3 protein-coding genes are annotated in these 7,366 nt (G+C 47.4%); 1 reads left to right on the forward strand and 2 read right to left on the reverse strand.

Annotated elements, in window-relative coordinates; all coding sequences use genetic code 11:
• Nucleotides 1–220 precede the first annotated feature (220 nt).
• Together F6K37_RS19960 and F6K37_RS19965 are read right to left on the reverse strand one after the other, a co-directional pair.
• A complete protein-coding gene (locus tag F6K37_RS19960; protein ID WP_287251700.1) occupies nt 221–3,988 on the reverse strand; it encodes a two-partner secretion domain-containing protein in 3,768 nt (1,255 codons plus the stop codon).
• A 149-nt stretch (nt 3,989–4,137) separates the two neighbouring features.
• Nucleotides 4,138–5,604, reverse strand: coding sequence for an NF038122 family metalloprotease (locus F6K37_RS19965; protein WP_287251701.1), 1,467 nt, complete (start codon nt 5,602–5,604; stop codon nt 4,138–4,140).
• Between the two features lie 254 nt (nt 5,605–5,858).
• On the opposite strand from F6K37_RS19965, the gene F6K37_RS19970 reads away from it, so the two are divergent.
• Complete coding sequence (locus F6K37_RS19970; RefSeq protein ID WP_008178770.1) at nt 5,859–7,052, forward strand: DNA double-strand break repair nuclease NurA; 1,194 nt, start codon at nt 5,859–5,861, stop codon at nt 7,050–7,052.
• The last annotated feature ends 314 nt before the right edge of the window (nt 7,053–7,366 follow it).

A 7,366-nucleotide genomic window follows, 5' to 3' on the forward strand; every position in this document is an offset into this window, starting at 1 on the left:
TATTTGTAAATTATGTAGACTACGGTTGCTGGATAAAATGACATTGGTGACCGAAAATTAAGGATAATTTTCACTTTATTCTGGTAAATCTATGCTTTGAGTATCACAGGCTGATGTATGCGATCGCGTAGCGGTTCTGAAAGTTGATGTAGGGTGGGCAGTGCACCAGACAGATCATGAAGCTTGCAAAGGGCGTTGGTAGGCACTGCCCACCCGAAGATTAATGACTAAGATTATGACAATTGATGGCAGTATTCAATACTGGTTTGAGCTCAGGACCGGTGGGATAAGGCACCAACTCCACAATTCCATCCTGATTGATGATCCATCCTTGAGCTTCAATAATTGGTGGCTTTTTGGCTGTCACTTGAGGTTCCTGATTGGGTTTTTTCCCCCGATTGCGAGCAGCCCGATACAATTGACGCCTGGTGGCTGAGAAATCTCGCCAATCTATCCAAATGGTTTCACCTTTGAGGGGGTCAGTGGGGTCAGTGGGTAAGCCCCCTCGTCCAAGCAGAGCAAATCCATTCTGCTGATCATCGGTGCTACAGCCTGTGGCAATGAGTAGACCAGGGTTGATGATAGTTACTGGTAATGGGATTAATCTCAGGTTTTGAGTTAACTCGGGATTGCTAATATTGATTTGACCATCAATACCAAATTCAGAACTGGCAGTAATCTGGCTATCTGGAGACAGAAACAGACCTTGAGTAGTGATTTGAATATTACCGCCAGGACCAAATATGGCGTTGGCTGCGATGTTACTATTTTCTACAATCACTACAAAATCACTATTAATCTTAACCTCACCCCCACCACCAGTACTGTCCCTAACGCTGGTACTAATCCCGCTCTGGTTTGAAAGGAATAGTAAGTCACTAGTAAGTTTAATATCACCACCGCCGCTAAGCTCAGAAGTGGCAGTGATTTGCCCTCGATTACTGGTGATTTGATTAGCGGAAATATCAATATTGCCTCCTCCCGCCGAGAAATTGGATGCGGTAATACCACCACCATTGGGAGTGTCCGCTCCGCTGTTAGAAAGCTCGATCGAGTTTGCCACAATCTCAATATCCCCAGCTTGGCCTTGCCCTGGTGCTAGGAGGTTATTGCTTTGGAAGTTACTGACACTGATCGTTGCTCCATCTCGGATACTTAACTGATCAGTGAAGACCTCTAATTTACCGCCATTACCACTACCTGCGATCGCATTCGCCAATAATCCGCTGGCACCTAGGTCTGATCTCCCAATCAGTTCTATCTCCTGTGCCTGAACTCTCAAGGTTCCCCCATCCCCTTCGCCTCTGGTAATGGTTGCCACTTGAGCCCCATCCACCAAGCGCAACCGTTCGGTTTCAAGGGTCAGCTCACCCCCTGTACCTATGGCCTCTAATTCCACATTGGCAAATATAGCGCTAGCAAAATTCGTGGCGGTACCAATTAATTCGACGTCTGTTGCGTTTACCTCTATAGAACCAGCATCCCCTTCACCAAAGGTAGTCGCTGCAATCTGAGCCCCATCACTCAGCCGCAAGCGTTCGGTGTCAATGGTCAATTTACCCCCATTCCCGATGGCTTCTCGTCGGACTTCTGTAAATAAGCCACTGGCTAATTCCTGTGGTGAGGTACCAATTAATTCGATGTCTGTTGCGTTTACCTCTATAGAACCGGCATTTCCTTTACCAAAGGTATTAGCTTCAATCTGAGCGCCATCACTGAGCCGCAAGCTCTCGGTGTTAATAGTCAATTTGCCCCCATTCCCGATGGCTTCTCGTCGCACGTCTGTAAATAAGCCACTGGGTAATCCCTGTGGTGAGGTACCACTCAATTGCAAATCGATTGCCTTTACGGTTAAAGAACCTGCATCCCCTTCACCACGGGTAATTGCTGAGATCTGGGCTCCATCAACCAGTCCCAAGCGCTCGGTGTTAATGGTCAATTTACCCCCATTCCCGATCGCGTCTGGTTCCACATTGGCTAACAGAGCGGTGGGTAATCCTTCGGTTGACGTACCACTCAATTGCAGATCGATTGCCTGTACGGTTAAAGAACCGGCATCCCCTTCACCAAAGGTATTAGCTGCAATCTGAGCCCCATCAGTTAGCCGCAAGCGTTCGGTGTTAATGGTCAATTGGCCCCCATTACCAATGGCTCCTGCTCTGACGTCTGTAAATAAGCCACTGGCTAATCCCTGTGGTGAGGTACCACTCAATTGCAAATCGATTGCCTTTACGGTTAAAGAACCTGCATCCCCTTCACCACGGGTAATTGCTGCGATCTGACCCCCATCAGTCAGCTGCAAACCCTCAGTTTCAATGGTCAAGTCGCCCCCATTCCCGATCGCGTCTGGTTCCACATTGGCAAACAAGCCACTAGGTAATCCCTCTGATGAGGTACCAATTAGTTCCATCTCAGTGACTTGCGCCCTCAAAGCACCTGCATCCCCTTTACCAAAGGTAGTAGCTGAAATTTGAGCCCCATCAGTAACTCGCAAGCGTTCCGTGTCAATGAGCAAATTGCCCCCATTCCCTGTAGCTCCTAGTTCCACATTTGCCGACAAGGTACTGGGGAAGATGCCAAAAGCTGTACCAATCAGTTCTACCTCCTTGGCCTGAACTAGCAAATCTCCTCCATCTCCAGAGCCAAAGGTACTAGCTGAGATCTGAGCCCCATCAGTAACTCGCAAGCGTTCCGTGTCAATGAGCAAATTGCCCCCATTCCCGGTAGCCCCTGGTGCTACTGGCACAAACAAACCACTGGGACCGAAGTTCGAGCCAGCAATCACCTCTACCTCAGCAGCGGTGATCGTCAAGGTGCCAGCATTCCCGGAGCTAAAGGTGCCACTGGAGATCTGAGCGCCATCAGCAACCCGCAAGCGTTCCGTGTCAATGAATAAATTACCCCCATTCCCTGTAGCCCCTGGTGCTACATCACTAGATAAACGGCTGAAAAAGAAATTATTTACAACGGTACCGATAACTTGCAATGCCTCCGTCGCCTTTACCGTCAAACTTCCCCCAGCCCCACTGCCCAGGGTATCGGCTAAGATGGCTGACCCCTGACTAAGGGTCACCCGCCGACCCTGCACCTGGATTTCACCCCCGCCATTACCACTGGTACTCACCGACGCCCCTTGGGACAAGGTAATATCCTGAAATTGTCCTACATCTTCATAGCTTAATGTCCAACCTGAGTTAGTTGGGGTTAGCGTTACCATCCCTTCTCCCTGGACGCTGCCCAGTTCAATCCGTCCTCCTGCTGTGGTGAGATTTCCTCCTGCAACCGCCACATCACCCCCCACCAAGGCTAAGGTTTTACCTGGCTGTACTTCCAGCCCCACTGGTCGATTGTCTCTGATTACTGCAAATGTAGCGGGATTAATACTCAGATTGTTCCCAGGCCCGTTGATCACAATTCTGCCTGGATTGGCTTGGGAGCCATACTGTAAACCAGTAGGAATATTAATGGTTAACAGGGGAGGCTCCTGGGGATTGGTAGCACTAAATTCACTGCCATCGGCAAATTTAATGCTGTTGGCGGTAGAGCCGATAAACGAGCCACCAATATCTAGGGAAGCCTCCGAACCAAACACAATCCCATTGGGATTGATTAAAAACAGGTTAGCCCTACCGTTAGCCCGAATTAAGCCATCAATCTTAGAGATGGAGCCACCAGTGACCCGGCTAATAATACTGTCAATAGTCAGGGAATTGTTGAAAAAGGCTGTATTCCCAGTCAGAACGGAAAACTGCTCGAAGCTATGGAAGAGATTACCTCCTGCAGTGGTACCACCGGTAATCTCAATGATATTGCCATTAGGAGTAACAATGGAATTGTTCGGTAGAGTATTATCTGGAACAATTTGAGCTGAGCAGAGCAAGGGCATCTGAGCCACTAGGTAACAGGCAATGGGCAAGGTCAGGAGTTGGTTTAAGGGTTTATTGTGCTCGCACCTAGGTGGAAATTTAAATAAATCTGTGATGACCATGAGGCTTTTCTAGAGACTGAAGCATTTTGTGGGCAAGAACTATCCTCTAGAATTCCCAAACCTCTAGACCAAGTAACGCTTATGACTAGAAAAGGGGAAATTTTTGGCTCTACCGTACTTGTTATAGCGCGTAGCGCTATACCTGTTTACTATCTGCTACGACCCTTGAACAGACCACCAATGCCCAACAGACCTAACCCAATTAAGCCACTGGTAGCCCCAGGGTGTGGCACCTGAGCCGATCCCTGGTCAGCATTGAAGGTTGACCAATTGAAATTTGAAGAAAACCGCTGCTGTTCTATCAACTGGCCTAATACTTGCCCACTGCCACCGCCACCACCGCCACCACCGCCACTGCCGCCACCACCGCCACTGCTACCGCCACCAGCACCGCCACCATAGCCCCATTCGTAGATGTCGAGCACATTCTGGATCCGGTCTTGATCTAGCCAGGATCCTGCTGTTTCGTTATAGCCATTGGCGATATACCAGTCGATCCATGAGGCATTCCAGTTAGGATCATTGAAGTAGGCACCGATTTTGCTGGCTAAGGTATTCTTGGCGTTGTTGAGCAAGTTATTGAGATTTAGGGTCATATTTGAGTCACTGGGGCGTCCATCTGAGCCCAACACAGTGGAGTTTAGGTTCCAGCCAATCACATCAAATGCTCGTAAATCTAGTGCTGAGATATCGGCCCTCTCTGCCCAACCTAGGGCTGGCTTCATAACACCCAAATCATTGCCCATACCGTCCCAGTGGCTGGCTTGATAGCCATCACCTCCTAATCCTAAATTGGGATCCTTGCCTTCAGAAAAGTATGCCAGAACTTTATTACCCCCATCAATGGAAAAGTAGGCGTCGGCACCATAGGCTAATTCAAGCATGTCTTGGTCTTCGCTCCAGGCACTATAGCGGTACATATCCAGGGAGGTAGTACGCATCAGACGGTCAAGGTTCATCTGATAACTAGCGTCATAATCCGCGAGTATCGTCGAATCCACCCCACTGACGAAGCCCAAGATATGACCAATTTCATGGATGCCGACACTGAGAAAGTCTATGGTGTTTGATGGGGTTGGGGCGTTACGCTGGTAATCATAGCTCCAATTGAAGGCGTCATTCATGACGATATAGCCATCGAGAAGGGAGTTATTCCTGTGGTAATTTATGGCTTTGGCATTGGCATTGGTCAGAGCAATGTTTTTGTTGTACCACCCATTTCTGCTTTCAAACACGGCATGATAGCCACTATGGCCATCATTATAGTTATGTTTTTGCAGGTTATCATAAGCAGTATAATCATCTACCGACGTTCTATCGGACTTCAGCTTCTTCCGAAATTTTTTGTACTTTTTAGACTTTTGCAGACCAGGGAGTGCCCCACCGAGGATGTTTGAGGGCAAGTCGTCGGTGACATCAAGGTGAATTTTGACGGTGACATTATCGGTTAAATAGTAAGACCAAATCTCACCAGCCATTTCAAACCCGAGCATTTGTTCGAGGGACGTTCCTGGTTGATAGCTGAAGTCGAAGTCTATGGCTTGAGCTGGGGCGTTACCACCAATTACGGCTGCGGATGCCAGGGACAAGGACATCATTAATTGGCGATTCTTCATAAAATCTTACCTCGTAGAAATTACTGACATGAATACTGTCAGTATGAAAAGGTAATGTATGCAATCGTGTTTGTGATCTGAGGCTGGTGTATAGGATCGCGTTTGTTATTGGAGCCTGATGTATACAATTGTGTTTATTTATCTCTGTTGGTTTAGGATCACTTAATGAGTCGTTTAGGATCACAAGAAAAGTGTGTTACAGATCACTAGTTTGAAATTAGCAAATCTACGGTAAATCTACTAATCAGCTCTCCATGCTTGATCTGGCAAAACTGGCAGGACAAATTCCTGGTATTAGTAAGCACCTGAGACTAGAGGCAGTGGCGTCTCGCCAACGCCTAGAACGGGCTGAACAATTACTGGCAAAGGCTAAAAAACAACAAGAGAGTTTGGTCAAGTCTCATCAGCAATGGCGCGATCGCATGATTTTCACGGCGGCAACACCTGTAGAATCTCTGGATACTTGTGTTGATATCAGTAGTCCCCCTGAAAGCCATAGTGTTTTCGCCACCGATGGGTCTCAAATTTCCCCCTCTCACCACGAAATTCTCTACTGTTATGTGATTAATGTGGGTCGGGTAATGTTGCACTATGGACAAAGTCTTTACCCTCTGTTGGATAGTGTGCCCGAAGTGTTCTACCGACCGGAAGACTTATATATTTCTCGTCAGTGGGGGATTCGCACGGAGGAGTGGATGGGGCATCGGCGCACCATTTCCGAAGTATCGATGTTAGCAGAAATGGCTTGCCGTTGGGTGAAGCCACCAGCTCCCCACAGGGATACTCCCAATTTAGCGATAGTAGATGGTTCCCTAATTTACTGGTTTCTTGATGGGATGCCAGGGGATGCACGCGATCGCATATTGCCTCCGATTCTAACAGCTTGGGAGCAGTTGCGTTCTGTTAATGTACCCCTGATTGGTTACCTGAGCGCTTCTCGTAGTGTGGAAATGGTTAATTTCCTCAGATTACCAGCTTGTCCCTATGAAACACCCAAATGTATCACCCAATGTGGTAATCTCACGGACAAGTTGCCCTGTCAGGTGATTGACCCCTTGCGGGATACCACTCTCTGGGCAAGTTTATTGCAACCAGGACAGCGTAGCCCTCTATTTCAGAGTTCCGCACGGATTCTGGATTTATACGACCATCACCGGATCTATTTCTGTTATGTCCATGTGGGTACAGAAATTGCTCGGATCGAGATGCCAGAATGGGTAGCCCAGAATTCGGCATTGCTCAATCAAGCCTTGAGTTTAATGCTGGGCCAGGTCTATAAAGGATATGGTTATCCCATTGCTGTGTCTGAAGCTCATAATCAGGCCGTGATTAAGGCCGGTGACCGGAATCGCTTCTTTGCTTTGCTTGAACAACAAATGATTCGTGCAGGTGTCAAAAATGTGGGAATATCCTATAAGGAGGCTCGTAAACGGGGTAGTATTAGTTGAATGAAGAATGTAGAATTTATAATGAAGAATGAAGAATGTAGAATGTAGAATTTATAATGAAGAATGTAGAATGTAGAATGTAGAATGTAGAATTTATAATGAAGAATGTAGAATGTAGAATTTATAATGAAGAATTTATAATGTAGAATGAAGAATGGTGAATGGTGAATGGTGAATGGTGAATTTATAATGAAGAATGGAGCATGAATAATGGTGAAGGCAGAAGGCAGAAGGCAGAAGGCAGAAGGCAGAAGGCAGAAGGCAGAAGGCAGAAGGCAGAAGGCAGAAGGCAGAAGGCAGAAGGCAGAAGGCAG

This window comes from Moorena sp. SIO4E2 (genome assembly GCF_010671945.1).
GTDB classification, from domain to species: Bacteria; Cyanobacteriota; Cyanobacteriia; order Cyanobacteriales; family Coleofasciculaceae; genus Moorena; species Moorena producens.